The following is a 26,564-nucleotide window of genomic DNA, read 5'->3' as shown; positions in this document are numbered from 1 at the left end:
GCTCTTTTTTTATTTGCCTCGAATATTGACGCCGATCATTCCCCCTAACATACAAATCCCCAAAAAGGCTGCATGATAGATAAATTGTTCTGGTGAGAAGGTTTCCCCAAATCCTAAATATTGAAACAAGAATACAGTGAGAGAAAAGATAAAAGAAGTGATGGCCCCAATGAGCCAGCCTCGCTCCTTTGCTTTCCCTCCAGAAATGATCCCTCCTAGAAAAAGTGCCACAAAGGATAATATCATAATCATCCATTTAAACGATGCTTCCTGCATACTTGTCAAGGTAAGCATGAGTGACACAAGTAAGCTTGTGACAATCATCACGATAAAAATGGCAATTAAGCCGGATACAATGCCTTTTCCTATTTGTTTGGTTTCCCGCATGTGATTAATCTCCTCTCCAATTGACCGAAGCTTGTCTTTTACTAAAATGTATTCATGGAAAAGAAAAAATAGACATGTTTCTCTCGATAAAAACAAGGGCTTTCTTTTCTACATAAATAAAGTGTTTTGACACAAGCTATGATGGAAGAAGGAGGGGTTACACCACATGCAGGACATCTTAATCATCTCCGTTAGAACAGTTATTTTATATTTTCTCATATGGTTTATCTTTCGATTAATGGGAAAGAGGGAGATTGGCGAACTTAGTATTTTAGATCTTGTCATTTTTATGATGATCGCTGAAATTGCGGTGCTGGCCATAGAAGAAGTAGAGGAGCACATGTTACATACGGTATGGCCGATCCTGCTGTTAACCTGCATTCAAATCATACTTGCCTACCTGTCATTAAAGTTTCAAGGTGTTCGGCGTTTTCTTGACGGCAAGCCGACCTTGCTCATCATTAATGGAAAAATAGACGAGGGTGCGATGAGAAAGCAGCGATATAATTTTGATGATTTGCTTATTCAATTAAGAGAAAGCAACATCGACAGTATTCAGGATGTCTCCTATGCCATTTTAGAGCCATCAGGTAAGCTCGCCGTCGTCAAAAAAGAAAGCAAGCGCAAACATGCTACGCTTGAGCTTCCTCTTATTGCAGACGGTGTTGTTCAACATGACCATCTCAAACAGATCAATCAAAATGAACAGTGGCTAAAAGAGGAGCTTGCCAAAAGGGGATATCATGAACTTGATCAAATCTCCTATTGCAGCTTTAATCAAAAGACTTTTTATATTGATTTGAAAGATGAAGTGAGAAAGAAGAGATGAGCTAAAGTAGCTTTCCAATGAACGGGATGCGGCGCAGCTCTTCCCGTTTCACTAGTCCTAGACAGATTAATAGAATGACATAGAGCATGCATGTTAAAAAGATCAGCATCACAAGCTCAGCAGGGGCAGAAAAAAGTCCGCTGACTTGATGCTTCAGCCACAAGCTGACAGCCCCCGTTCCTAAGATCACAAGGACGCATATACCATACTCCTTCAATGGTAAATGAATAGGCAGAACCTTTCCAACAGTTGCTGCATGGAGCAATGTGACGAGGACGATGCCAATTAATATCGCAAGTGCTGCACCCATAATACCAAAGCGTGGCTGGGAAGCAAGGACGAAGATCATTCCTGTTTTCACAACAGCTCCTATTAGGCTATTGGTCATCGCGGCACCAGCTAAATTCAATGCTTGAAGAACGGCTTGGAGTGGACCTTGAAAATAATATAGTAAAAAAAATGGTGCCATGAATTTTACATAGATGGCCGCATGCGATGAACCATACATGAAGAGCGTTAAATTTTCTGCATAAACGAAAAGAATAATGCACGAAATTCCTCCGCTTAGTAAACAAAGGCGCATGGCCTGCTTCAGCCGATATTCCACCGTTTTGCGTTTGTTCTGTTCCATTCCTTCACTAATCGCTGGGACTAATGCGGTGGAGAGTGAATACGTAATAAAACTAGGTAGTGTTAAAAGGGTGAGCGCAAGACCGGTTAACTCACCATACTGCCTTGTCGCTTCAACAGCTGCATATCCAGCTATGGCGAGACTTTGCGCAACAACAATCGGCTCTAAAAACCACGAAATATTGCCTATAAAACGGCTTCCTGTCGTTGGCAGGGCAATACTCATTAGCTGCTTAAACGTGTCCTTCCCATCATGAATCGCCTTGAAAAACCGCTTTCGGATACGGATGGTCTTTTTATAACGAAAGGCGATCATTAAGTAAGCAAGTGAAATCATCTCTCCAACCACTGATGAAATCATGGCACCAGCAGCCGCATATTCAATCCCATAAGGCAGGAATGCTGTTGTACACACCGCTACAAGAGAAATTCTTGCGACCTGTTCCAGTACTTGCGACATCGCAAGTGGACTCATTTGCTGTTTTCCTTGGAAGTAGCCTCTTAACACACTGGAGATGGCGATCACAGGTACGACTGGTGTAATGGCAAGCAGTGGGTAGACCGTTCTAGGATCTGTCAGCATATTTTCCGCCATAATTGGTGCAAACCATAAAAAGAGCGGCGTGAAAATGAGACTAAGTGATCCTGTTATGGCAAGGGACATAACCAAAATACGTTTTGTTTTCTGTTTGTCACCCCGGGCTTCTGCTTCTGCGACAAGCTTACTAATAGCAACAGGCAGTCCAAATTGTGTCAGCGTCACGGCAAGAAAAAAGGTAGGTGCAGCCATCATATAAAGCCCGACCCCTTCTTCGCCAATGAACCTTGCGATGACAATTCGATTGACAAAACCTAATATTCTCGTGATAAAACCTGCTAAAATTAAAATAATCGTCCCTTTTAAAAACGTTTGCTTCGTCAAATCAGAGATCACCTGCCTTTTCAAACGACATAGAATCATATACAATAAGATATGCGTGTATATCGTCCAAGCATGACAAGTCAATCGATAAAAAACTGAAAAGGGGGAGCCTCATATTGACACAACATCCGGCTGCTATATATAAAGACCATTTAAAGCCTTTTCTGTTCAGTAAGCTTGAAGAATTCATCGTTTTGGGCTATAAAGATGTAGATTTAGAGGAATTATGGTCATACTTAGAGAATAAGAAGTGGAAGAAAAAACAAGAGCATCCGATGCATGAAATGGTTGCAGATATTTTATCTGTGAAAATTGGTGAATTTATGAACTATGCAACCGTTCAGTCGTTTAAAACGTCTGCTTTTTTGGACAGTGAAGATGGCAAGAATATGCTAGATGAACTGTTGAAATAAGCCATCGTAATGGATTCAAGTGTTTAAGGAGGAAATACATAATGAAAAAAGGGCGCATACTTGCGTTTTTCTTAGTGGTTCTGTTAATCGGAACGGGTGTGGGCTATTTGACAAAGCCTGTTGCCAATAATATTACGCTAGGACTGGATCTACAAGGCGGATTTGAAGTCCTGTATGATGTACACCCAGTGAAAAAAGAGGACAAGATTACAAATAGTGTTCTTGTCAGTACTGTTGAAGCTTTAAACCGCAGAGCCAATGTACTTGGTGTAAGTGAGCCGAACATCTCAATTGAAGGCAACAATCGAATCCGTGTGCAGCTTGCAGGTGTAAAAGACCAAAACAGGGCAAGGGAGATACTTTCGACTGAAGCGCAGCTTTCCTTCAGGGATACGAATGATAAAGAGCTGCTAAATGGCTCCGATCTTGTAGAAAACGGGGCAAAGCAAACATTCAATCAAACGAATGAGCCGATTGTCACAGTTAAGCTAAAAGATGCGAAGAAATTTGGTGACGTGACGAGAAAAGTAGCAGCTATGGCACCGAATAACCAGCTTGTCATTTGGCTTGATTACCATAAAGGCGATTCTTTCAAAAAAGAAGTCACAAAATCGAATCATAAGTATGTGTCTGCTCCTAATGTCAATCAAGAGATAAACAGCAGTGACGTACAAATCGAAGGAAACTTTACTGTCCAAGAAGCAAAAGACCTTGCAAGCATTTTAAATGCCGGGGCATTGCCTGTAAAATTAACTGAAAAATATTCAACATCAGTGAGTGCACAATTTGGTGAACAGGCACTAAATGAAACAGTATTTGCAGGGATTGTAGGAATTGCTATCATTTTCTTATTCATGCTGCTTTATTACCGAATACCTGGTCTTATTGCTGTTATTACATTATCTACGTACATCTATATTACCTTACAGGTGTTTGACTGGATGGGGGCTGTTCTCACACTGCCTGGAATTGCAGCACTGATTCTTGGAGTAGGAATGGCTGTTGATGCCAATATCATCACATATGAACGGATAAAAGAAGAGCTCAAGCTTGGTAAGTCTGTCCGTTCTGCTTTCAGGTCTGGGAACCGCAGATCATTTGCGACCATCCTTGATGCCAACTTAACGAGTATTATTGCAGGGGGTGTCCTTTTCTTCTTTGGGACAAGCTCTGTAAAAGGGTTTGCGACCATGCTCATCCTATCGATCTTAACAAGCTTTATCACGGCCGTATTCTTATCAAGATTCCTCCTTGGACTGCTTGTTGAAAGCCGCTTTCTTGACCGTAAAAAAGGCTGGTTTGGTGTTCGTCAGAAAGACATCATCGATATCCATGAAACAACAGAAGATACTGAACCAAAAACGCCATTTGATAAATGGGATTTTGTCAGCAAGCGAAAAGGTTTTATGATTTTCTCAGTAGCTGTCACTATTGCTGGAATCATTGTGCTTTCTATCTTCAAGCTGAATGTGGGAATTGATTTTGCAAGTGGTACAAGAATTGATATCCAAAGCGATCACAAGCTGTCAACTGAGCAAGTGGAGCAAGACTTTAAAAAGCTAGATCTTGAGACAGACAGTGTCGTGTTATCTGGTCAAAAAGAAAATCAAGCAGGGGCACGATTTGTTGGGGTGCCGAATAAAGAAAAGATTGCTGAAGTGAAAGATTACTTCAAAGACAAATATGGAACAGAACCGAACGTCAGCACCGTGTCTCCGACTGTTGGAAAAGAGCTTGCGCGCAATGCATTATACGCACTGATCATTGCTTCAATTGGGATCATTATTTATGTATCTATTCGTTTTGAATATAAAATGGCCATTGCAGCCATTGCTTCACTTTTATATGATGCATTCTTTATTGTGGCATTCTTTAGTATCACTCGGTTAGAGGTAGATGTCACCTTCATTGCGGCGATTCTCACGGTTATCGGGTACTCGATCAATGATACGATCGTAACGTTTGATAGGGTTCGTGAACAAATGAAAAAACGCAAACCGAAAACGGTTGAAGATCTATCATATATCGTCAACTTGAGTTTACAGCAAACCTTTACACGATCTATCAATACGGTGCTCACTGTGCTGATCGTCGTGATTGCACTACTCATCTTCGGATCAGCGTCTATTACAAACTTCTCCATTGCTTTACTCGTCGGCTTATTAACAGGGGTGTACTCATCTCTTTATATTGCGGCGCAAATTTGGCTTATATGGAAAGGTCGTGAGCTGAAAAAGCCGGCTCAAATAGACACAGAACAAGATATTTAACCTAGAAAGACTGCCTTCTTGGTCAATCCCTGTCAAGTAGACAAATATAAAAAGCCTAAGCAGCCAGTGTGAGACGGTATTCTATCGGGGCACACTGGTTTAATTTTTTCTGGTATTGATCGTGATTAAAGAATATAGTTTCTGTTTCCTTCCTCATACATTTTCACGGCTTTCATCTTAAATTTTTTTCGTATAGTATTGAAAATGTTGTCCTTTACGTGCCATAAAAAATCCCCTCCAAGTATAGTACTTAAAGGGGAAAATATCATCTTGCCAGTCTTTTTCCTTTAGATGGTCAGTAAGTTCCACTAGGAAAAGTCGATTTGAAAAAACATTTCAGGTTTCATTGATCTTGAAATGGTCTTTTGCTATAATGACATACGTTTAATCAGTTTCCTTTCTGTGTTTAGAAAGGATAAGAGATAGGGAAGAATAAAAGAAAAAGCTTGGGGGATATGTGGATGAATAAACAACAATGGACCATCATACTCGCATTTATTTTCGTATTAATTGTCTCAGTATTTGCCGTGATCAATGTACGGCCTGTGCAAGTAGACTACTTATTTGGAACGGCTGAATGGCCGCTGATCCTTGTCATTATTAGTTCTGTTCTAATGGGCGGACTCATTGTGGCTTTTGCAGGGATATTCCAAATTATCAAGCTTAAACGTGAACTAAAAGCATTAAAAGCTGAGCGTGCAGCCGTACCGTCTCCTTCTACTCTTCCTACGAAAAAGGGGGACAAAGACGTTCAACAGAAATCGAATGTCACACCCTCAAAAGAACAGCAGTCGTTTTTTAACCGAAAGGAAAAATAATTTCTCATTACAATTTTATAAAATAAAAATTGAAACCCCTCAGGCCACTCTAGTATAATAGTGTGGTTGAGGGGTGAATTTATGTTATTATCTAAAATGCGCTGGGAATATGAACATCCAAGCGAAGAAAAAGTGATATCACTCTCTGAAAATCTGAATATTTCAGCGCTGACTGCATCGCTTCTTGTAAAAAGAGGGCTCGAAGAAGTAGAAGAAGCGAGGTCTTTTTTATTTGATCAAAAAGCCGAATGTCATGATCCATTCTTATTAAAAGGAATGAAAGAAACAGTAGAGCGCATCAACAAAGCGATCGAAGAGCAGGAATCGATTGTGATTTTCGGAGATTATGATGCAGATGGTGTGACAAGTACGTCTGTGCTTTTACATACATTAAAAGAGCGATCTGCGAAGGTAGACTTTTATATTCCGGATCGATTTAAAGAAGGCTATGGGCCTAATGAACAGGCTTTTCGATATATCAAAGAGCAAGGAGCATCGCTTGTTATCACGGTTGATACAGGCATCGCTGCTGTAAATGAAGCACGAATTGCAAAAGAAATAGGATTAGACCTGATCATCACAGATCACCATGAACCAAGTGATGAGTTGCCTGAGGCACTTGCGATCGTACATCCTAAGCAGCCGGGCTGTGAGTATCCGTTTAAAGAGCTGGCCGGTGTTGGTGTGGCGTTTAAAGTGGCGCATGCACTGCTTGGGAAGCTGCCAGTTCAGTTATTAGATCTTGCTGCAATCGGTACAATTGCGGATCTTGTCCCACTACATGATGAAAATAGATGGCTCGCAAAAAAAGGGCTTGTGCAGCTTCGCCAGTCTAATAGACCGGGGCTAAAAGCGTTAATGAGAGAAGCAGGAGCCACTCTTGAAGAAGCAAATGAGGAAACGGTTGGCTTTCAAATTGCTCCAAGGCTGAATGCCGTGGGACGAATTGAGCAAGCAGATCCGGCTGTTCATCTTTTGATGACAGAGGATATGGACGAAGCAGTAGAGCTGGCTCGTTTTGTACAAGAACTCAACAAAGAACGACAGAAAATCGTCAGTACGATCACCGAAGAAGCCATTCAAATGGTTGAAGCGGTTGACGGAGATGAGTTTGCGATCGTGGTAGCTAAGGCTGGCTGGAATCCAGGCGTTGTCGGTATTGTTGCCTCGAAATTGACTGATACATTTTCTCGCCCGGCGATTGTGCTGGGAATAGACGAAGAAACGCAAATGGCAAAAGGATCAGCTCGGAGTATTCCTGGCTTTGATCTATTTTTCCATCTGAGCAAATGCCGCGACATCCTGCCGCATTTCGGTGGACACCCAATGGCGGCAGGTATGACAATTCAAGCGGATGATGTCCCTTTACTTAGGGAAAGGTTGAATCAATATGCAAATGAAATGCTAACAGAAGAAGATTTTATTCCGATTCAGCGGATCGATGCGGTGTGCAAAATAGATGATATTACGGTTCAAGCGATTGAAGAAGTGGGGATGCTGTCACCATTTGGGATGCTGAACCCTAAGCCGTTCATTATGATTGAAGACGCCAAGATCGAAGACATCCGAACAATTGGGGCCAATCATCACCACATTAAAATGTCGCTGAAAGACGAAGACAAGCTGCTTGACTGTGTCGGTTTTCACCAAGGGGAATTAAAAGAAGAGCTCGTCTCGGGAAGCCACATTTCCGTCATTGGCGAAATCTCGATTAATGAATGGAATAATCGAAAAAAACCTCAGCTTATGCTAAAAGATGCTCGAGTAGATGAATGGCAGCTGTTTGATTTGAGAGGGAAAAAGGATTGGGCACAAAACGTATCGACACTTGATCCAGACAAATGTCTTGTTATTTGTTTTGATGAAGAAACAAAACATGAAGCGGAGCTAGTGGATATTCCGATTCATCTTATTCATGCAGAAAATGTTTCAACGTTTGAAGTACATGATAAGTATGTAGTCTTTTGCGATGTTCCTGCAGATGCGCACTTAATCGAACTGCTCTTAGAAAATCAAAAACCAGCAAGAATTTATACGGTGTTTCAAAGGAAAGTAGATCACTTTATGTCCGCTTTTCCTAGTCGTGACCAATTCAAATGGTTTTATGGGTTTTTATTAAAACGGGGAAGCTTCCCTCTCAAAGAACAAGGGATGGAGCTTGCCAAACATAGAGGTTGGACAAAAGATACAATCATTTTTATGACAAAGGTGTTTTTTGAACTCGGTTTTGTTAGAATAGAGAATGGTGTGCTGTCAATAGTACGTGATGCCCCTAAAAAAGATTTAACTGCATCATCGTCCTATACAGCAAAACAACGATTGATGGAACTTGATCAAACACTAACATATTCCTCAGCCAAAGAGTTGAAGGAATGGCTGAATAGCATGATGAGCGAAGTCTCACCTGTGCTTTGACGTACGAGGAGGAAAAGGAAAAGATGGATTTAAAACAATATGTGACAGTTGTACCTGACTACCCAAAGGAAGGTGTACAATTTAAAGATATTACAACGTTAATGGATAAAGGTGAAGTATACCGTTATGCCACGGATCAAATCGTTGAATACGCGAAGGAAAGAGACATTGATCTCATTGTTGGACCTGAAGCGCGTGGATTCATTATTGGCTGCCCTGTATCATACGCACTTGGTGTAGGTTTTGCACCAGTTCGTAAAGAAGGAAAGCTTCCTCGTGAAGTCATTAAAGTTGATTACGGCTTAGAGTATGGTAAAGATGTATTAACGATTCATAGAGATGCGATTCGTCCTGGTCAGCGTGTACTGATTACAGATGACTTACTTGCGACTGGTGGAACGATTGAAGCGTCCATCAAACTTGTAGAGGAATTAGGCGGCATTGTCGCAGGGATTGCATTCTTAATCGAGCTGACGTATCTTGACGGCAGAAAGAAGCTTGACGGTTACGACATCTTGACGTTAATGCAATACTAATGGAGTTTTACGCAAAAAGCACTCAGTAAGAAGGGTGCTTTTTTCCTATCAAAAATCTTTTAGCGGACTCTCTTTACATCTATCGATTTTTTCTTGATAATAAAATACAATACAGTTTTCAATTAAAAAGGTGATTCCATGGCGAACGAACAAGTTTTAACGGCGCAGCAGGTCATTGACAAGGCAAGAGAATACCTGTCCGCTGAACATATTCAATTTATAGAGCGAGCATATGAATATGCTGAGAATGCCCACAAGGAGCAATACCGGAAATCTGGTGAGCCCTATATTATCCATCCCATTCAAGTGGCGGGAATTCTTGTTGATCTTGAAATGGACCCATCGACCATTGCTGGCGGCTTCCTGCACGATGTCGTAGAGGATACAGATGTGACATTAGAGGATTTAAAAGAGCATTTTAATGAAGAAGTGGCAATGCTTGTTGATGGTGTGACAAAGCTCGGGAAGATTAAATATAAATCACAAGAAGAACAGCAGGCCGAAAACCACCGAAAAATGTTTGTTGCAATGGCGCAGGATATTCGCGTGATTTTGATTAAGCTGGCAGACCGTCTTCACAACATGAGAACGCTCAAACACCTTCCGCAGGAAAAGCAGCGAAGAATTTCAAATGAAACGCTTGAAATCTTTGCACCGCTTGCGCACAGATTAGGGATTTCAAAGATTAAGTGGGAGCTCGAAGATACAGCACTCCGCTATTTAAATCCGCAGCAATATTACCGGATTGTGAATCTTATGAAGCGCAAAAGAGCTGAACGTGAGAAATACTTGGACGAGGTTGTCGATGAAGTGAAAGAACGCGTGTCTGAGGTGAACATCAAGGCTGAATTTTCAGGCAGACCAAAACATATTTATAGCATTTATCGCAAAATGGTTATACAAAATAAGCAATTCAATGAAATTTATGATTTGCTGGCGGTTCGTATTTTGGTTGACAGCATTAAAGACTGCTATGCAGTTCTTGGGATTATTCACACATGCTGGAAGCCGATGCCAGGTAGATTTAAGGATTATATTGCAATGCCAAAGCCGAACATGTACCAATCCCTTCATACAACGGTAATCGGTCCAAAAGGTGATCCGCTTGAAGTTCAAATCCGTACAGTGGACATGCACGAAATTGCAGAATACGGGATTGCGGCACACTGGGCATACAAAGAAGGCAAAGAATCAGCAGAATCTACGGAAGAAGCCGTTTTCCAGAAGAAGCTGTCTTGGTTTAGAGAAATCCTTGAGTTCCAAAATGAATCCACAGATGCGGAAGAGTTTATGGAGTCGTTAAAGATCGATCTCTTCTCTGATATGGTGTTTGTGTTTACACCGAAAGGAGACGTCATCGAACTTCCGTCTGGCTCAGTCCCTATCGACTTTTCTTATCGGATTCACTCGGAAATTGGGAATAAAACGATTGGAGCCAAGGTCAACGGCAAGATGGTCACGCTCGATCATAAACTAAAAACAGGTGACATTATTGAAATTCTGACGTCAAAGCATAGCTATGGACCAAGTCAGGATTGGGTAAAGCTTGCCCAAACCTCCCAAGCGAAGCACAAGATCAGACAGTTTTTCAAAAAACAGCGACGTGAAGAAAATGTCGAAAAAGGCCGAGAGCTCGTAGAGAAAGAAATCAAAAACCTTGATTTTGATGTCAGAGACATTCTCACAGCTGAAAACTTGCAAAAAGTCGCAGATAAATTCAATTTTTCAAACGAAGAGGACATGTATGCGGCCGTTGGTTATAACGGTATTACAGCACTCCAAGTGGCGAACCGTTTAACAGAAAAAGAAAGAAAACAAAGAGATCAGGAAGAACAGGAGAAAACGGTCCAAGAAGTGACGGTGGAGCCAAAGCCGTATCACGGGAAAAAACGCGAAGCTGGTGTACGAGTCAAAGGGATTGATAACCTGCTTGTCCGTTTATCTAAGTGCTGTAATCCTGTTCCTGGTGATAACATTGTTGGTTTTATTACGAAAGGACGAGGCGTATCGGTTCACCGTGAGGACTGTCCGAACGTGAAGACAGGAGAAGCGCAGGAACGCTTAATCCCGGTAGAGTGGGAGCATGAACAGCCTGCTCAAAACCGTAAAGAATACAATGTGGAAATCGAGATATTAGGATACGATAGACGCGGCTTACTCAATGAGGTACTTCAAGCAGTCAATGAAACGAAAACAAACATCTCCTCTGTTTCTGGGAAGTCTGACCGTAACAAAGTGGCAACGATCCATATGGCCATCTTTATCCAAAATATTAACCATTTGCACAAAGTAGTGGAACGCATCAAACAAATCAAAGACATTTACTCTGTTCGCAGATTTATGAATTAGAAAAGGAAGTATATCGTCTATGAGGCTTGTTGTGCAGCGTGTGACACGCGCATCTGTAAAGGTAGATGAAGAGATCACAGGTGCCATCAATGAAGGATATATGGTGCTCGTTGGTGTCACACATGGAGATACTGAAGCAGATGTGCATTACTTAGCTGAAAAGCTTGCCCATTTACGTATTTTTGAAGACGAAAGTGGGAAAATGAATCGTTCTTTATTGGGTGTAAAAGGAAGCGTTCTGTCTGTGTCTCAATTTACCCTTTATGGTGATACAAGAAAGGGCAGACGGCCGAATTTTATGAAAGCAGCCAAGCCTGATGTGGCAAACTCACTTTACGAATGTTTCAATGAAACCCTTAGAAAAAAAGGCATCCATGTAGAAACGGGCCGTTTTGGGGCGATGATGGACGTGTCATTGACCAATTCAGGGCCTGTGACCATATGGATGGATAGCAAAGAATAGACTTACCCTAGACTGTAGATAAACTCTTGCACGAGTTTGTTTAGAGTCTTTTTCTTTTGGCCTAAAACAAAAAAAGAGGCGTCTGCACCTCTTTTAGCGGAAATATTGTTTTAATCCTTCTGTCATTCCTTCTGTGACTCGTTCTTGGTAGGAGGCGCTGTAAATAATCGCTTCCTCTTGAGGGTTGCTTAAATAGCCGAGTTCATATAAAAGGGAAGGCCGTTTATTTTCTCTTAAAACAAAATAATCTCCGAATTTTACACCCTTATCTGGGATTTGTGAGCGTTTTGCGACTTCAGTATGAACGTTTGTCGCAAGGCTTTGATCCTTTGATGCCTGATAATAATACGCTGTACTTCCTCTGACACTGGGATCCATAAAACTATCATAATGAATACTAATGAAAGCATCTGCATTCCGGTAATGAGATGTGGCAACCCTCGATTGAAGGCTGATAAATGTATCATCACTTCTTGTTAAATAGACATTTGCACCAGAAGCCCTTAATTTTCCTGCCAGTAAATTGGCGGTTTTGATGGTAATGTTCTTTTCAAATGCACCGTCTGCGCCAATCGTGCCACTATCTCTCCCGCCATGGCCAGGATCAAGAACAAATGTTTTCCCTTCTAAAGACCCAGTTCCAGACGATGAATCCTGCTGAGGCCTTGGTGCTTCGATGCTATTTTTCTTTGTTTGAACGACCCAGCTCGCCACATATCCTGTTCCGCCGTTTGGTAGGGTCACTTCATACCAGTCACCTTGCGTGCGAACAATTTGATAAGCAGCTCCTTTCGTTGCTGTTTCTGCGATCGCAGCAGAAGTAGAAGCGCTTTTTCTAATATTGGTTCCATCATAGACAATATATGCTTTCTGATGAGAAGTCGAAGAGGACGGACTCTTTTCATGTACTGAGCTTGATCCTTGGCTGGTAACAATATAATAACTCGCAACCCATCCTTTTACACCTCTGGAATTAATTTCATACCAGCCATTTTGCTCTCGTAAAATGGTGATCTTTGTATTGCGGACAAGTGAAGCCACCACTGGTGCATTGGGTGCTGCCGATTTTCGAACATTCAAGTTAGAGACGCCAACCGTACCTGTATGTTTAGAACGAGAGGACTCACTTGAGCTTGATCGCCCCGCTTTTTGTCCCCCGGATACATATTCAGAGTGAACCCAGCCTTCCACCTGTTTATACGAAATTTTTGTCCACGCGCCGCTTGTTTCCATCTTTTTAGCGGAAGCGCCTTGAGGGAAAGTCCCAATGACTTGATAGGAAGTCCCTGGGCCTGTCCGGATGCGTAGATCGGAGGCTGTCGACGTAATCGTACTACTTCCTTGCGCACTTTGACCTTGCGTCTTTGGCTTAGCAGGCTTTTGTGTGTCAGATGATTTGGTAATCAGCCATGAGACGACCCAGCCTTTTTGTCTGTTCGATAACCCAATCTGCACCCATTCTCCTTGTTCAGAGAGAATCGGATAGCTTTCTCCTCGTTTTACAACAGCTGCGATCCCGTAGCTTAAACCAGGTCCGGTTCGCACATTGATTTCATCTGTTGCAACCACAGCTTGATCTGTTTGAGCAGTCGCATGTGTCATTGGCCAAGTGCTGGCAATGAGGACAAAACAGGTGAGCAGCAACATCATGTGATTGTGTTTTTTCAGATTCAAAACGGTGTTTTCCCCTCCCTTGTAAAACCGATGAATATTAATTCGTTATGTAATGGACTAATTCCTTGCAGTTTCCCTAATAAAAATGAATCAATCTGTTTATACTAGATAAAAATGTGATAAAAGGATGCACAAACATGAGATTAAGCAGAAAATTAGGACGAGTGCAATATAATGGACATCGTGATATCGATCGCTGGCAGCACGACGAAATGGATCAACCAGGCTTCCTTGAAGAAACGGCATCTGAATACGGATGCACGTCAAAAGATGAGCTGGAAAAGAAAAAGAGACACAGCAAGGGTTGACAGAGTGGCAGCACCGACCTTATTATAATATAAATCAACACACTTGAAAATTTAAAATGTGGAACTGATGATAGAGAATAGTAGGGTAATTTGCGTGAGCAGAGAGGAATCGCCTTAGGCTGAAAGCGAATCCGCATGGCATTTATCCCGAAAGAACACTCTGTAGGTTTCCTGCTGAACGCTCTAAAAATGAGTCATTAGGCGGAGAACGTGAATCTGCGTTAAGGATTTGAGCGGGAACATGGCTAGATCATGTTCCAACTAGGGTGGCACCACGGGTATAACTCTCGTCCCTACTATTCACTTAGTAGAGGCGGGGGTTTTTTATATGTCCACATAAAAAATGAATGATGGTCGTAGGAGGACGAAAAATGAGCTTTAATATTCCAAGAGGCACACAGGATATTTTACCTGGAGAGTCAGAACGCTGGCAGTATGTTGAACAAATTGCGAAAGAAACATGTGCAGCCTTCCAATACAAAGAAATTCGCACACCGATTTTTGAGCATACGGAGCTGTTTGCACAAGGAGTAGGCGAATCAACAGATATCGTTCAAAAAGAAATGTACACATTTGAAGACAAGAAAGGACGCAGCATCACACTTCGTCCAGAGGGAACGGCTTCAACAGTGCGATCTTATGTTGAAAATAAACTGTTTGCACAGCCGGCGCAGCCAACAAAGCTCTATTACATTGGACCAATGTTCCGCTATGAGCGTCCCCAGACGGGAAGATATCGTCAATTTTATCAATTCGGGATTGAAGCGATCGGTTCAAAGGATCCTGCCATTGATGCAGAGGTCATTTCACTTGCGATGAGTGTCTATGAGAAAGCAGGTCTTTCCAACTTAAAGCTCGTCATTAACAGCCTTGGTGACAAAGAGAGTAGGGCAGATTACCGCAAAGCACTTGTTGAGCACTTTGAGCCAAGAATTGAAGAATTCTGTCATGACTGTCAAACTCGTTTACATCAAAATCCATTACGTATTCTTGATTGTAAAAAGGATCGTGACCACGAACTGATGACAACGGCACCATCTATTCAAGATTACTTAAATGAAGAATCACGGACTTATTTTGAAAAAGTGAAACAATACTTAACCGATCTAAGCATTGAATACGTCGTCGATCCGAACTTAGTGCGCGGCCTTGATTATTACAATCACACGGCATTTGAGATCATGAGTAATGCAGAAGGCTTTGGCGCAATCACAACATTAGCCGGCGGCGGCCGTTATGATGGACTCGTTGAAGGAATTGGCGGTCCTGAATCCCCAGGTATCGGTTTTGCGATGAGTATTGAGCGTTTCCTATCAGCGATTGATGCAGAACATATTGAGCTTCCAGTACAGGACGGCATTGATTTATATATTGCGGCATTAGGAGATCAAGCAAAAGATTATGCTGTTTCCTTATTGAATCAATTAAGAAAAGAAGGAATTTCAAGTGAAATGGACTATACCGGGAGAAAGCTAAAATCACAATTTAAATCGGCTGATCGCTTGAAAGCCAAATTTATTTTGGTTCTTGGTGAAGATGAGCTGGCGCAGCAAATTGTGAATGTAAAAGATACGGCAACGGGTGAACAAATTGAAGTGAAGCTTGATGAGCTGATTCAAATGATGAAAGCCCACCAGAAAGCGTAAAGAAGGAGTGGAATGTTTGTGTTTGGTAGAACTTTTTATTGTGGAGAAGTAACAGAAGACCAAATCGGTCAGACAGTTGTATTAAAAGGATGGGTTCAAAAGAGGCGTGACCTTGGCGGATTAATCTTTATTGATCTGCGTGACCGCACAGGCATTGTACAAGTTGTCTTCAATCCAGATCTATCAAAAGAGGCGCTTCAGACAGCAGAATTGATTCGTAATGAATATGTCCTTGATATTAAAGGAACGGTTGTTGTAAGAGAGGAAGCAACCATCAACCCAAATTTAAAAACAGGCAAAATTGAAATTCAAGTGGAAACGGTCACCGTTTTAAATGAAGCAAAGACTCCACCATTTGTCATTTCAGATCAAGCAGACGAGGTATCCGAAGATGTACGGTTAAAATATCGTTACCTAGATCTTCGCCGTCCTGTGATGTTTGAAACGATGAAAATGAGACATGAAGTAACAAAAGCATTCCGCCATTTCTTAGACGACAACGGCTTTCTAGATATTGAAACACCAATTTTAACGAAGAGTACTCCAGAGGGTGCACGTGACTATCTTGTCCCAAGCCGTGTACACGAAGGAGAGTTCTATGCCTTGCCTCAGTCTCCGCAATTGTTCAAACAATTGCTGATGGTTTCAGGGATGGATCGTTACTACCAAATCGCACGATGCTTTAGAGATGAGGACTTGCGTGCTGACCGCCAGCCGGAATTCACACAAGTCGATATTGAAATGTCCTTTATGAGTCAAGAGGACATCATGACGCTTGCTGAAGAGATGATGGCAAAGGTTATGAAAGATGTCAAAGGTGCTGACCTTACATTGCCATTACCACGTATGACATACGATGAAGCGATGAATTCTTATGGATCTGATAAACCAGATACGCGTTTTGAGATGAAGCTTGTGAATATTTCAGACACGGTGAAGGATTTAGATTTCAAAGTCTTCAGTGGAGCTGTGAAAAATGGGGGAGCGGTCAAAGCCATTAATGTAAAAGGTGCTGCATCGAGCTACTCAAGAAAAGACATTGATGCACTTGGTGCATTTGCAGCCAATTACGGCGCAAAAGGTCTGGCTTGGTTAAAAGCTGAAGGAACAGAACTAAAAGGACCAATTGCCAAATTCTTTGATGAGTCAAAGCAAGAAGAATTAAAAGAGCAGCTTCAAGTGGAAGAAGGTGACCTTTTACTCTTTGTCGCCGATAAGACATCTGTTGTACATGATGCGCTAGGTGCACTTCGCCTAAAACTCGGCAAAGAGCTTGGGCTCATTGATGAGTCTCTATTCAATTTCTTATGGGTGGTCGACTGGCCGCTGCTTGAAAAAGATGAAGAAGAAGGCCGCTTCTATGCTGCCCATCATCCTTTCACAATGCCAGTTCGTGCTGACCTTGAATTAATTGAAACAAGCCCAGAAGACATAAAGGCACAGGCTTACGATCTTGTGCTCAATGGCTATGAGCTAGGCGGAGGTTCTATTCGTATTTTCGAAAAGGACATTCAAGAAAAAATGTTTGGTTTACTTGGCTTTTCGAAAGAAGAAGCATACGAACAGTTCGGCTTCCTTCTGGATGCTTTTGAGCATGGTGTTCCTCCGCACGGCGGAATCGCGCTAGGTCTTGACCGCTTAGTGATGCTGCTTGCCGGCCGCTCTAACCTAAGAGATACCATTGCATTCCCGAAAACGGCAAGTGCCAGCTGTGTTCTTACAGATGCTCCTGGCGGAGTGAGCAAAGCACAGCTTGATGAGCTGAGTTTAGCCATTAAAACAAAAGTAAAACAGTAAAATAGGCGCATGTTTTTATAGGCATGTAAACGCTTGAAAAAGCGACATGCCTATGATATGCTTTCATCAATCAATAAATAAAGTCCTGATACGTACGGTGGTTACCTAGTTTTGACCGAACATTTTTTTATCCGGGAGCTTGCCTTTCCTTTCTGCATACAAGCCTCATCAGAGGACGTATAAAGTCAGGAAGAAAGCACCCACCTGCATGGTGCGGGGTTCAAAACGAAGGAAAAGCTGGCGGCGTCATCGGGACTTTTTTGTGTTTTTTTCTTTTGGAGAAGGATGACGGAGAAGTCTGAATGTGATATGATTCTTTCGATTCATTTTAAATAAAGGTGGAGTGAGGCGTTTGTTACATCAGTTTTCAAGAAACGAGCTTGCCATTGGCAAGGAAGGCTTAGATATATTAAAGAACAGTACAGTTGCAGTGCTTGGTGTGGGTGGCGTTGGTTCATTTGCTGTTGAAGCATTGGCCCGTTCAGGTGTTGGCCGTATTGTTCTTGTTGATAAAGATGATATTGATATTACAAATGTGAATCGTCAGCTGCCGGCACTATTGTCAACAGTTGGTCAGCCGAAGGTTGATTTAATGCAAGCGAGAATCGCTGATATTAACCCTGAATGTGAAGTTGTTGCTCTCAAGATGTTTTATACAGAGGAAACATATGAGCAATTTTTTGAGTATCCACTTGATTATGTCATTGATGCGTCAGATACAATTCATTATAAAATTCATTTGATGAAAGAATGTTTAAAGCGCAATGTGAACATCATTTCTAGTATGGGTGCTGCAAATAAAACAGACCCTATCCGCTTCAAAATTGACGATATATCAAAAACACATACGGATCCTATTGCAAAAGTCGTGAGAACACGTCTGCGTAAGGAAGGCATCCGTAAAGGGATTGAAGTCATTTTCTCAGACGAAAGTCCAATAGTGATTCGAGAAGATGTCAGAAAAGAAGTTGGAAATGATGAAGCGAAGATTCGTAAGGCGCAAATGCCACCATCATCCAATGCATTCGTTCCTTCTGTTGCTGGGCTGATCATGGGTGGTCATGTGATTATGAAGCTTTTAAAAGACATTCCGATTACACGTGTGAAAGATAAATAAAAAGCCCGCCTGCTTTTTGATATGATCCCCTCCATTATAGATAGAAAAAAGAAAGCATACTAATCTGTCTATAATGGAGGGGGTTTTTTATAGGGAAAACACGGAAACTCATGAGGTATGGTTGAAAAAATGTATGGATTACATATCAACCATAAACGTATGCTACGCACATGTAGTAGACAAAACGAAATGTAAAAGGAGTACTCCTGCATAGCGACCAGAGTTACCAATATACATCCCGCCTCTACCACTATCTACTCAAAAAATATCAAATGAAAGACAGTATGTCGAGAAAAGGAAACTGTTGGGATAGTGCTTGCAAAGAAAGTTTCTTTAGCCATTTTCACAACCATCAACGGTCCTGAAACAACAACCTGAGCCCATATCAATATAGGACTTAGGCCGCTTAGTGTCTTTTAACACTGTCTACTTGACAGGGGTTACTTCAAATTGGCGGGGTTTTTCATTTCTGCCGTTTTAAATTCTCATAGACCTGCTTCAGTGCACCTTCAAATTTCCCTGTTTGCTTTGGTTCATAATATTGCTTATGTTTAAGTGGATCAGGTAAATATTGCTGCTTCACCCATCCATTTTCATAGTCGTGTGGATATAAATAATCAACGCCTCGCCCGAGTGCTGTCGCCCCTTTATAGTGAGCGTCTTTTAAATGAACAGGAACTTCACCAATTTTTCCAGTGTGAATGTCATGCAGCGCCGCATCAACGGCTGTATAAGCCGAGTTTGATTTTGGAGAAAGACATAGCTCAATGACGGCATTGGCTAGCGGAATACGTGCTTCCGGGAAACCGATCCTCTCAGCTGTTTGAACAGCACTTAACACCCGTGGGGGTGCCTGCGGGCTGGCTAAACCAATATCCTCGTAAGCTATCACGAGTAATCTCCTTGAGATGCTTTCGAGATCTCCCACTTCAATCAGTCTGGCTAGGTAATGAAGCGCCGCATCTACATCAGATCCTCTAATGGATTTTTGAAAAGCGGACAGGACATCATAATGAGCATCACCGTTTTTATCATGCAAGAAGCTCTTTTTTTGTAAACATTCTTCTGCTGTGGCCAGGGTGATGAAGATGCTTCCAGTGTCATCAGCTTTTGTCGATAAGACGGCTAGTTCTAGCGCGTTTAAAGCAGAACGCACGTCACCGCCGCACCCGCCTGCAAAATGATTCATCGCTTCCTCATCGACTGTTACCGAATAGCCGCCAAGCCCCCGATGTTCATCCTGTAAAGCTTTTGTTAACGCGACTTTGATTTGCTCTGTTTCAAGCGGCTTTAGCTCAAATATTTGTGTTCGGCTTCGGATGGCGGGATTGATCGCATGATACGGGTTGGCTGTAGTTGCCCCAATTAGAATGATCATGCCATTTTCTAAATAAGGCAGGAGGAAATCCTGCTTCCCTTTATCTAGCCTGTGGACTTCGTCTAAAATAAGGATGACTTGACCGCTCATTTTCGCTTCAGCGGCGACAGCTTCCATATCTTTTTTGTTATGAATGACCGCATTTAATGTGCGAAAGGCAATGCTTGTACTGCCAGCGATCGCAGTCGCAATCGATGTTTTGCCGATGCCCGGCGGTCCGTATAAAATCATTGAGAATAAATGTTTCGCCTCCACCATTCGTCTAATAATTTGACCTTCTCCAACGAGATGCTCCTGCCCAATGATGTCTTCAATATGACTTGGGCGCATCCGATACGCTAAAGGTTTCATGATTATCTCTCCTAAAGCAATGTCTTGTTTGTATAGCGTACCGAAATTTCTTCAAATAGAAAAGGGATGCGTGCTCCTATAGAGCTCAGAACCCACAAATGAAAGTTGGCTGAAAGTATGATATAATTGCTTTTGGTCTATATATCAGCGTATATGAAATCAGCAAAATAATTGATGACATAGAATAGAAAACGCAGAGGTGTTTAACTTGAAAATTTCAACTAAAGGCAGATATGGTCTGACGATCATGATCGAATTAGCCAAAAAACATGGCGAAGGCCCTACATCATTAAAATCAATCGCTCAAAACAACGATTTGTCTGAGCATTATTTAGAGCAGCTTGTATCACCCCTTCGCAATGCGCGTCTTGTGAAAAGTATCCGCGGGGCTTATGGCGGCTATGTTCTTGCTCATGAGCCAAACAAAATCACAGCTGGTGATATTATTCGTGTATTAGAAGGACCTATTAGTCCTGTTGAAGTCATCGAAAACGAAGAACCAGCAAAGCGTGAGCTATGGATTCGTATTCGTGATGCAGTAAAAGAGGTACTAGACAATACAACTCTTGAAGACTTGGCAAGCTATACAGGTGACGGGGATCAAGAGGCGTATATGTTCTATATTTAGATCAGAGGTGTACCGGAAATGGAACGTATCTATTTTGATCATGCGGCCACAACCCCTATGGATCAGCGTATTGTGGACAAGATGATGCCTTACTTTACAGAGATATTTGGCAATCCTTCTAGCATTCATTCATATGGGCGCGAGGCAAGAAAGAGTCTTGATGAAGCAAGAGAAGTGATTGCAGGAGAATTACACTGTAAACCGCAGGAGATCATCCTCACAAGCGGGGGAACAGAGGCAGATAATTTGGCGATCACAGGTGTTGCAATGGCAAGGCAGCATGAAGGAAAACATATCATCACAGTGAAAACAGAGCATCATGCGGTTTTGCATACATGTGAACGGTTAGAGAAGCTTGGATTTGACGTGACTTATTTAGATGTTGATGACACAGGATTGATTTATCTTGATCAATTAAAACAAAAGCTGAGAGATGATACGATTCTTGTCACCATCATGTACGGCAATAATGAAACAGGTGTGATTCAGCCAATCAAAGAAATCGGTGAACTTTTAAACGATCACACTGCTTATTTTCATACAGACGCGGTACAGGCGTTTGGGACAATGCCGATTGATGTAACAGATCTTCATATAAATCTCTTATCTGCTTCTGGCCATAAACTAAATGGACCGATGGGAACAGGATTTTTATATGTCAACGAATGCGTAAAACTTTCTCCGCAGTTATTCGGAGGAGAACAAGAAAAAAAACGCCGTGCTGGCACTGAAAATGTGGCGGGAATCGTTGGGCTGGCAGAAGCTGTTCAATTAACAAAACAAAATAGAAGAGAAAAAGCAGTGCATTATGGTAAGCTCAAAGAAACTATGCTCCAAGTATTCGAAGAGGAATCACTAGATTTCTCTATCAATGGACATCCGAAAGAGACATTGCCACACATTTTAAATGTTCATTTCCCGGGAGTCTCCATTGAATCGTTACTTGTGAACTTAGATATGGAAGGGATTGCTGTTTCAAGCGGATCAGCATGTACGGCTGGATCTGTCCTTCCTTCGCACGTATTAAGCGCCATGTATGGCAAAGAAGCAAAAGAGCTGACATCCTCAGTCAGAATAAGTTTCGGTCTTGGAAATGAAGAGGAACATGTGAAGCAGGCGGCGCATAAGATGGCGGCTGTTGTCAAACGTCTAGCCAAATAAATGCTCCCCTTTGTTCTTGTGTGAGGAATGAAACAGTCAGGCACCTGAAGAACGAAACGCGCACGTTGTTTCATTGAAATTGGAGTTGATGAAGATGACAAAAAGACCAGAAGACACAAGAGTTGTGGTCGGTATGTCCGGAGGAGTCGATTCATCAGTTGCTGCTCTTATATTAAAAGAGAAAGGCTATGATGTGATCGGCATATTTATGAAAAACTGGGATGACACAGATGAAAATGGTGTATGTACAGCAACGGAGGACTATGAGGATGTCATACGCGTTTGTAACCAGATTGGAATCCCTTATTATGCAGTAAATTTCGAGAAGCAGTATTGGGACAAAGTGTTTCATTATTTCCTTGATGAATATAAAGCGGGCAGAACGCCAAACCCAGATGTCATGTGTAACAAAGAAATTAAGTTCAAAGCATTCCTTGAGCATGCGTTGTCACTCGGTGCAGATTATTTGGCAACAGGTCACTATGCCCGTGTCGACAGAACTGGCGATGAAGTCAAAATGCTAAGAGGTCTTGATGCAAATAAAGACCAAACCTATTTCTTAAATCAGCTGACTCAAAAGCAGCTTGATAAAGTGATGTTCCCAATCGGTGATTTAGAGAAAAAAAGAGTTCGTGAATTAGCAAAAGAAGCAGAGCTCGCTACAGCTACGAAAAAAGACTCGACGGGCATTTGCTTTATTGGTGAGCGGAACTTTAAGACATTCCTAAGTCAATATTTGCCTGCACAGCCTGGCATGATGCGGACAATGGACGGAGAAGTAAAAGGTGAACATGATGGACTGATGTATTACACGATCGGTCAGCGTCAAGGACTTGGCATTGGCGGAAGCGGTGATCCTTGGTTCGTCGTTGGGAAGGACCTAGAGCAAAATGTATTGTTTGTTGAACAAGGCTTCCACAATCCACTTTTATATTCTGAACGTATTTCAGCTGTCAATATGAGCTGGACCCGTCCTCATATTGTCGGCGAAAACGGTGAATTAACATGCACAGCAAAATTCAGATACCGTCAAGAAGATCACCATGTGAAAGTCAAAATGACAGGTGAGCAAGAAGCGATGGTCATCTTTGATCAACCTGTTCGTGCTGTCACCCCAGGACAAGCGGTAGTTTTTTATGATGGCGACGAATGTCTTGGCGGCGGTACAATTGACGATGTCTTCAAAGACGGTCATAAGCTGTCGTATGTGTAACATGTTTTAAAAACCTCAACGTCGCTGTTGAGGTTTTTTAATGAAAGGATGATGAAAGCAAATGAATCATAATGAGATCGGCATAGAATCATTAAATCAAGGGAACATCGAAAAGGCAGCGGAAGCTTTTACAAAAGCCATCGAAGAAAGCCCGAAAGACCCAGTTCCATATATCAATTTTGCGAATTTACTTTCAAGTATCAATGAATTTGAACGCGCTTTAAACTTCTTTCAAAAAGCGATTGAACTTGATCACACGGCAGCTGCAGCCTTTTACGGAGCAGGAAATGTGTACACATTAAAAGAAGACTTTATGAAAGCCAAAGACTATTTTGAACTAGCACTAAAAGCTGGAATGGAAAATAGTGATTTGTTTTATATGTTAGGGCAAACACTCATCAAATTAGAGCAGCCAAAGCTTGCGATGCCATATCTTCAGCGGGCAATTGAACTAAACGAAAAAGATAATGAAGCAAGATTCCAATTTGGTATGTGTTTAGCGAATGAACACATGCTGGAAGAAGCGGTTACGACCTTTACCCAAGTGGTCTCGCATGATCCGCAGCATGCAGATGCCTTTTATAATTTGGGGGTTGCGTATGCGTATTTAGAGAAAAAGGAAGAAGCACTTGAGATGCTAGGAAAAGCGATTGACGTGCAGCCTGATCATATGCTGGCACTGCATGCACAAAAGATGATTCAAGACGCAGAATAGACGGAAGGAGGGAAGACCTGTGCAGGAACATCCAGATCAAATGAAGCTTGAGGATGAGCCGTTTTTAAAAGGTACGGTTCAAGCCGTTATTTTCCATAACGAAAGTAATTTATACTCGGTGTTAAAAGTAAAAGTCATTGAAACATCAGAAAACTTAGAGAAAAAAATGGTATCTGTCACAGGGTACTTCCCAGCACTTCATGAGGAGGAAACCTACACCTTTTATGGCAAAGTCACAAGCCATCCGAAATTTGGTGAGCAGTTTCAGGCCACTCATTTTCAAAAGGAAGTGCCAACAACGAAGCAAGGAATCATTCATTACCTGTCAAGTGATTTATTCAAAGGGATAGGGAAAAAGACGGCTGAAGAAATAGTGGAAAAGCTCGGCAATCAGACGCTTCATAAAATGATGCGTGACCCGTCTGTTTTGTATGACGTCCCGCGCCTATCAAAAAAGAAGGCAGATAAGCTGGCGGCAGCACTTCAGGAACATCAAGGGCTGGAACAAATTATGATCAACCTGAATCAATATGGCTTTGGTCCTCAGCTCAGTATGAAGATTTACCAAGTATACGAGAGCAAAACCATGCAGAAGATCGTGGAAAACCCCTATCAACTTGTCAAAGATGTAGAGGGAATTGGATTTATTAAAGCAGATGAGCTTGGCGCTAGAACAGGCATATTAGGAAATGACCCAGAGCGAATTCGTGCAGCACTGCTTTATACAGTGGAGACTGCGAGCCTTCAGGAGGGTCATACGTACATACAAACGAAAGATCTGATCGTCGAAACCCGTAAGTTGCTCAATCAAACAGGTAATGATTACAAAGTGACTGAAATGGACGTCGCCAATCAGATTATTGCTTTTGGCGAAGGGAAAGAGATGATCATTGAAGATGACCGTTGCTATCACCCGTCCTTGTTTTATGCGGAGCTAAGTGTTGCTAAACGAATTCAAAAAATCGTCTCCCAAACCGAATATGCAGATCAATTTCCTGAATCAGAATTCCTTCTAGCACTTGGTGAGCTGGAGGAACGGCTAGGTGTCCAGTATGCTCCGACCCAAAAGGAAGCGATTCAAAAAGCGCTTATGTCTCCGATGCTGCTATTAACAGGCGGGCCTGGGACAGGGAAAACAACGGTGATCAAAGGGATTGTGGAGCTTTATAGCGACCTTCACGGTGTATCTCTTGATCCAAGCGATTATAAAAAGGATGAAACATTTCCATTTGTGCTTGCGGCACCAACTGGACGGGCAGCTAAACGCATGACAGAATCAACTGGGCTTCCGGCTGTGACGATTCATCGGTTGTTAGGCTGGAATGGATCAGAAGGGTTCTCACATGATGAGGATCAGCCGATTGAAGGAAAGCTTGTCATCATTGATGAATCAAGTATGTTAGACATTTGGCTTGCAAATCATTTGTTTAAAGCAATCCCTGACCACATTCAGCTCATTATGGTAGGAGATGAACATCAGCTTCCATCTGTCGGACCTGGTCAAGTCTTAAGGGACTTACTCGTGTCACATGCCGTACCAGCTGTTACATTAACAGATATTTACCGTCAGGCAGATGGCTCGACCATTGTAGAGCTTGCACATGATATGAAAAATGGCGTAATACCAAAAGATATTACCGCACGCTCAAAAGACAGGTCCTTTATTCAATGTTCAGCTGATCAAATGAAAGAAGTCATTAAGAAAGTAGTCAGCAATGCTGCTCAAAAAGGCTATTCAGCAAAAGATATTCAAGTACTTGCTCCGATGTATAAAGGGAAAGCAGGCATCAATGAGCTCAATAAAATGCTGCAGCACATTTTGAACCCTAAAAAGCCAAAAGGTAGAGAAATCCCATTTGGTGATGTAGTATACCGGACTGGGGATAAGGTGCTTCAGCTTGTGAATCAGCCGGAGAACAATATTTTTAACGGTGATATTGGAGAAATTGTCTCGATTTTTTATGCGAAAGAAAATACAGAAAAAGAAGACATGGCTGTGATTTCCTTTGATGGACACGAAATCACTTTTACGAAAAAAGATTTTCATCAATTTACCCATGCCTATTGCTGCTCCATCCATAAATCACAAGGTAGTGAATTTCCAATTGTTGTGCTGCCAGTCGTGAGAAGTTATTATCGAATGCTTCGGCGAAATCTTCTTTATACAGCCATCACAAGAAGTAAAAAATTTTTAATTCTTTGCGGGGAAGAATCAGCACTTGAGTGGGGTGTGAAAAATAATGGGGATTCCCTTAGACAAACGTCCTTAACGATGCGCCTTGTCCAAACCGAACAGGTCATGGATGCTGAGCTTGAAGCACTCCAAAAAGAGCTTCCGTTTAGCGTACATGACGCAAATATTGGCATGGAGGGAATTACTCCGTTTGATTTTATGCAAGAGTAAATGGCTTCCTCTTTGGAAGCCATCAGACCGTAGACAAACCCCACCTTTACTTCAAGTAAAAGTGGGGTTTTCACTTATTTTGATAAAATTTATCAGTTGTCTTACGCTGGACATGGTCCTTTCCATGTCCAGTTTGCTAG

General features: G+C 42.0%; 21 protein-coding genes, 1 other RNA gene, 1 pseudogene and 1 other annotated feature. Of the genes and pseudogenes, 19 read left to right on the top strand and 4 right to left on the bottom strand.

Translation table 11 applies throughout. The annotated features are described in order from the left end of the window. Window positions 1-9: 9 nt before the first annotated feature. Window positions 10-387 (bottom strand): TIGR04086 family membrane protein, encoded by a 378-nt coding sequence (locus LC033_RS09640; RefSeq protein ID WP_226568047.1) that lies wholly within the window; start codon window positions 385-387, stop codon window positions 10-12. A 166-nt stretch (window positions 388-553) separates the two neighbouring features. Between LC033_RS09640 and LC033_RS09635 the strand changes: the two genes are divergently transcribed. After that, entirely contained in the window at window positions 554-1,216 is a 663-nt protein-coding gene (locus tag LC033_RS09635; RefSeq protein WP_226568046.1) for a DUF421 domain-containing protein, read from the top strand. A gap of 1 nt (window position 1,217) precedes the next feature. On the opposite strand, the gene spoVB is transcribed toward LC033_RS09635, so the two are convergent. Further along, a complete protein-coding gene (spoVB, locus tag LC033_RS09630; RefSeq protein ID WP_226568045.1) occupies window positions 1,218-2,768 on the bottom strand; it encodes a stage V sporulation protein B in 1,551 nt (516 codons plus the stop codon). Between the two features lie 116 nt (window positions 2,769-2,884). On the opposite strand from spoVB, the gene LC033_RS09625 reads away from it, so the two are divergent. The 7 genes from LC033_RS09625 (at window position 2,885) to dtd (ending at window position 12,032) form a co-directional block, all read left to right on the top strand. Beyond that, a complete protein-coding gene (locus tag LC033_RS09625; protein WP_226568044.1) occupies window positions 2,885-3,181 on the top strand; it encodes a post-transcriptional regulator in 297 nt (98 codons plus the stop codon). A gap of 41 nt (window positions 3,182-3,222) precedes the next feature. Beyond that, window positions 3,223-5,451 carry a protein translocase subunit SecDF gene (gene secDF, locus LC033_RS09620; RefSeq protein WP_226568043.1) on the top strand — a complete coding sequence of 743 codons (2,229 nt, stop codon included), beginning with the start codon at window positions 3,223-3,225 and terminating at the stop codon, window positions 5,449-5,451. 461 nt (window positions 5,452-5,912) lie between these two features. Next, a complete protein-coding gene (locus tag LC033_RS09615; RefSeq protein WP_226568042.1) occupies window positions 5,913-6,269 on the top strand; it encodes a LapA family protein in 357 nt (118 codons plus the stop codon). An 81-nt stretch (window positions 6,270-6,350) separates the two neighbouring features. Then, on the top strand, window positions 6,351-8,684 hold the full coding sequence (gene recJ / locus LC033_RS09610; protein WP_226568041.1) for a single-stranded-DNA-specific exonuclease RecJ: 2,334 nt from the start codon (window positions 6,351-6,353) through the stop codon (window positions 8,682-8,684). Between the two features lie 23 nt (window positions 8,685-8,707). Next, a complete protein-coding gene (locus LC033_RS09605) occupies window positions 8,708-9,220 on the top strand; it encodes an adenine phosphoribosyltransferase (protein WP_226568040.1) in 513 nt (170 codons plus the stop codon). 138 nt (window positions 9,221-9,358) lie between these two features. Continuing rightward, entirely contained in the window at window positions 9,359-11,569 is a 2,211-nt protein-coding gene (locus LC033_RS09600) for a RelA/SpoT family protein (RefSeq protein ID WP_226568039.1), read from the top strand. 19 nt (window positions 11,570-11,588) lie between these two features. Then, on the top strand, window positions 11,589-12,032 hold the full coding sequence (gene dtd / locus LC033_RS09595) for a D-aminoacyl-tRNA deacylase (protein WP_226568038.1): 444 nt from the start codon (window positions 11,589-11,591) through the stop codon (window positions 12,030-12,032). Between the two features lie 93 nt (window positions 12,033-12,125). Here dtd and LC033_RS09590 read toward each other — a convergent pair whose 3' ends face one another. Beyond that, on the bottom strand, window positions 12,126-13,706 hold the full coding sequence (locus tag LC033_RS09590; RefSeq protein ID WP_226568037.1) for an N-acetylmuramoyl-L-alanine amidase family protein: 1,581 nt from the start codon (window positions 13,704-13,706) through the stop codon (window positions 12,126-12,128). Window positions 13,707-13,843: 137 nt separating this feature from the next. Between LC033_RS09590 and LC033_RS09585 the strand changes: the two genes are divergently transcribed. From LC033_RS09585 to LC033_RS09560, 6 genes and pseudogenes are all read left to right on the top strand, one after another. Further along, a complete protein-coding gene (locus LC033_RS09585) occupies window positions 13,844-14,014 on the top strand; it encodes a YrzK family protein (protein ID WP_226568036.1) in 171 nt (56 codons plus the stop codon). Window positions 14,015-14,072: 58 nt separating this feature from the next. Further along, window positions 14,073-14,312: a binding site (T-box leader), on the top strand. A 73-nt stretch (window positions 14,313-14,385) separates the two neighbouring features. Continuing rightward, window positions 14,386-15,660: a histidine--tRNA ligase gene (gene hisS / locus LC033_RS09580; RefSeq protein ID WP_226568035.1), complete on the top strand. Its 1,275-nt coding sequence runs from the start codon at window positions 14,386-14,388 to the stop codon at window positions 15,658-15,660. Between the two features lie 18 nt (window positions 15,661-15,678). After that, window positions 15,679-17,457 carry an aspartate--tRNA ligase gene (gene aspS, locus LC033_RS09575; protein WP_226568034.1) on the top strand — a complete coding sequence of 593 codons (1,779 nt, stop codon included), beginning with the start codon at window positions 15,679-15,681 and terminating at the stop codon, window positions 17,455-17,457. A 79-nt stretch (window positions 17,458-17,536) separates the two neighbouring features. Further along, a non-coding RNA gene (gene ssrS / locus LC033_RS09570) (6S RNA) lies at window positions 17,537-17,717 on the top strand. 92 nt (window positions 17,718-17,809) lie between these two features. After that, the gene (locus tag LC033_RS09565; protein WP_226568033.1) at window positions 17,810-18,574 is read left to right on the top strand and encodes a tRNA threonylcarbamoyladenosine dehydratase; all 765 of its coding nucleotides are present in this window, start codon (window positions 17,810-17,812) and stop codon (window positions 18,572-18,574) included. Between the two features lie 200 nt (window positions 18,575-18,774). Next, window positions 18,775-18,909: pseudogene (locus LC033_RS09560) on the top strand (IS3 family transposase); the annotation flags it as partial. Window positions 18,910-19,037: 128 nt separating this feature from the next. Here LC033_RS09560 and LC033_RS09555 read toward each other — a convergent pair. Next, window positions 19,038-20,303 carry a replication-associated recombination protein A gene (locus tag LC033_RS09555; protein ID WP_226568032.1) on the bottom strand — a complete coding sequence of 422 codons (1,266 nt, stop codon included), beginning with the start codon at window positions 20,301-20,303 and terminating at the stop codon, window positions 19,038-19,040. Window positions 20,304-20,511: 208 nt separating this feature from the next. On the opposite strand from LC033_RS09555, the gene cymR reads away from it, so the two are divergent. The 5 genes from cymR to recD2 all read left to right on the top strand — a co-directional run bounded on the left by cymR (window position 20,512) and on the right by recD2 (window position 26,424). Next, window positions 20,512-20,931 (top strand): cysteine metabolism transcriptional regulator CymR, encoded by a 420-nt coding sequence (gene cymR / locus LC033_RS09550; RefSeq protein ID WP_226568031.1) that lies wholly within the window; start codon window positions 20,512-20,514, stop codon window positions 20,929-20,931. 18 nt (window positions 20,932-20,949) lie between these two features. Then, window positions 20,950-22,092, top strand: a complete 1,143-nt coding sequence (locus tag LC033_RS09545) for a cysteine desulfurase family protein (RefSeq protein ID WP_226568030.1) — start codon at window positions 20,950-20,952, stop codon at window positions 22,090-22,092. Window positions 22,093-22,186: 94 nt separating this feature from the next. Further along, window positions 22,187-23,305, top strand: a complete 1,119-nt coding sequence (gene mnmA, locus LC033_RS09540) for a tRNA 2-thiouridine(34) synthase MnmA (protein WP_226568029.1) — start codon at window positions 22,187-22,189, stop codon at window positions 23,303-23,305. A gap of 61 nt (window positions 23,306-23,366) precedes the next feature. Then, window positions 23,367-24,020 (top strand): tetratricopeptide repeat protein, encoded by a 654-nt coding sequence (locus LC033_RS09535; protein WP_226568028.1) that lies wholly within the window; start codon window positions 23,367-23,369, stop codon window positions 24,018-24,020. 19 nt (window positions 24,021-24,039) lie between these two features. Then, entirely contained in the window at window positions 24,040-26,424 is a 2,385-nt protein-coding gene (gene recD2, locus LC033_RS09530; RefSeq protein WP_226568027.1) for an SF1B family DNA helicase RecD2, read from the top strand. The last annotated feature ends 140 nt before the right edge of the window (window positions 26,425-26,564 follow it).

Origin of the sequence: Bacillus stratosphericus, from assembly GCF_020524495.1 — a bacterium.
Taxonomy (GTDB): Bacteria; Bacillota; Bacilli; order Bacillales; family Bacillaceae; genus Bacillus; species Bacillus stratosphericus_B.
This window is presented reverse-complemented; position numbering and strand designations above follow the sequence as displayed.